We start from the raw sequence: 2032 nt of genomic DNA, 5'->3' as shown, positions 1-2032 counted from the left end.
CCGCCGTGTGCGTGACCCGGCTGCGCGACTGGACGACGAGGTCCGCGAGCGCCGACATCCGCATCCGCTCGCCCGGCGCCTCGGACAGGACCGAGAGCAGCTCGTACTCCGACAGGCCGATGCCGTGCGAGGACAGGTCGCGGTCGAGCGAGGCCTCCAGGGATCGGCTCCCGAGCAGGTAGGCCCGCCAGGCCTGGTCCTCCTCGGGGTCGAGCCATCGCGGCTCCTCGATCCGGTCCATGCCGTCCAGTCTGCCACGATCACGGCTCAAGTTGAAACTTAAATCATCTGTGCTACCGTTGAATCCTCAACCGCAGTGACCCACCATCTCACCTCCCATGAAGGAGCACGACCCATGACCGCTACCGCCGCCGCCCTGAAGGGCCTCACGACCGGCACGTGGACCATCGACGCCGCACACACCGAGCTCGGGTTCGTCGCCCGGCACCTCATGGTCACCAAGGTCCGGGGCAGCTTCGAGGACGTCTCGGGCACCGTGACCGTCGCCGACGACCTCGCGGCGAGCAAGGCCGAGGTCACCATCCAGACGGCGTCGATCACGACGCGCAACGCCGACCGCGACGGCCACCTGAAGAGCGCCGACTTCTTCGACGTGGAGAACAACCCGACGATCACCTTCGTCTCGACCTCCTTCGACGGCTCGTCGCTCGTCGGCGACCTGACGATCAAGGGCGTCACGAAGCCGGTCACCCTCGACGTCGAGTTCAACGGCGTCCAGACCGACCCGTGGGGCGGCACGCGGGCCGGCTTCGAGGCGACCGGGACGATCAACCGCACCGACTGGGACCTCACCTGGAACGCCGCGCTCGAGGGCGGCGGCGTCCTCGTCTCCGACAAGGTCAACCTCGCGATCGACGTCGAGCTCGTCAAGCAGGCCTGACCTGCGTCCATCCCCCGGCACCCGCTTCATCGGATGACCCACGAGCTTTATCGGGTCACCCCACAACCCTGAGCCTCACCCGACATCCGTTGTCGGGTGAGGCTCAGTCTTCCGGGGTGACCCGACAACCCGTGCACGCCAGCGTTATCGGGTCACCCGATAATGCTGCCGTGAGGGGGGCGGACTCCTGGGGCGCCGGTCAGCGGAGGTGCCGGGCCATCTCCAGGGCGTAGTACGTCGCGATGATCTGGGCGCCGGCCCGCTTGATGCCGATGAGCGACTCGGCCATGACCCGGTCGCGATCGATCCAGCCGTTCGCCGCCGCCGCCTCGATCTGGGCGTACTCGCCGCTGATCTGGTATGCCGCGACGGGCACGGGCGAGAGGTCGGCCGCCGCGGCGACGATGTCGAGGTTCGGCCCGGCCGGCTTGACCATGACGATGTCGGCGCCCTCGGCGAGGTCGAGCTCGATCTCGCGGACCGCCTCCGTCGCGTTGGGGGGGTCCTGCTGGTAGGTGGCCCGGTCGCCGACGAGCGACGACCCGACGGCCTCGCGGAACGGCCCGTAGAGCCCGGAGGTGTACTTCGCGGCGTATGCGAGGAGCACCGTGTCGATGAGCCCCTCCTCGTCGAGGGCCTCCCGGACGAACCCGACCTGGCCGTCCATCATCCCGGACAGGCCGAGGACATGGGCCCCGGCCTCGGCCTGGGCGAGCCCCATCTCGGCATACCGGACGAGCGTCGCGTCGTTGTCGACGGACCCGTCGGGCGCGAGGACGCCGCAGTGCCCGTGGGAGGTGAACTCGTCGAGGCACAGGTCGGCGACGAGGACGAGGTCGTCGCCGACGGCGTCGCGCAACCGGCGGAGGGCGACGTTGAGGATGCCGTCGGGATCGTCGGCCCCCGAGCCGCGAGGGTCCTTCTCGACGGGCACCCCGAACACCATGAGCCCCCCGACGCCGGCCGCGACGCACCGCTCCGCCTCCGCGACGAGGGAGTCCAGCGTGTGCTGGACGACCCCGGGCATGGCGGAGATGGGCACCGGCTCGGCGATGCCCTCCCGGACGAAGACGGGGAGCAGGAGGTCGGCGGGGTGCAGCCGGGTCTCGGCGACGAGCCGGCGCAGGGCGG

General features: G+C 70.2%; 2 protein-coding genes and 1 pseudogene. 1 reads left to right on the top strand and 2 read right to left on the bottom strand.

What is annotated here, in order from left to right:
- Positions 1–241, bottom strand: a pseudogene (locus BN12_RS25555) (MarR family transcriptional regulator); the annotation flags it as partial.
- A gap of 114 nt (positions 242–355) precedes the next feature.
- On the opposite strand from BN12_RS25555, the gene BN12_RS21300 reads away from it, so the two are divergent.
- The gene (locus BN12_RS21300; protein WP_048555574.1) at positions 356–901 is read left to right on the top strand and encodes a YceI family protein; all 546 of its coding nucleotides are present in this window, start codon (positions 356–358) and stop codon (positions 899–901) included.
- Between the two features lie 199 nt (positions 902–1100).
- Here BN12_RS21300 and hemB read toward each other — a convergent pair.
- Positions 1101–2032: porphobilinogen synthase (hemB, locus tag BN12_RS25550; RefSeq protein WP_083454835.1), on the bottom strand; the 932-nt coding region annotated here is incomplete at its 5' end.

It is taken from the genome of Nostocoides japonicum T1-X7 (assembly GCF_001046855.1).
Classification (GTDB): domain Bacteria; phylum Actinomycetota; class Actinomycetes; order Actinomycetales; family Dermatophilaceae; genus Nostocoides; species Nostocoides japonicum.
This window is presented reverse-complemented; position numbering and strand designations above follow the sequence as displayed.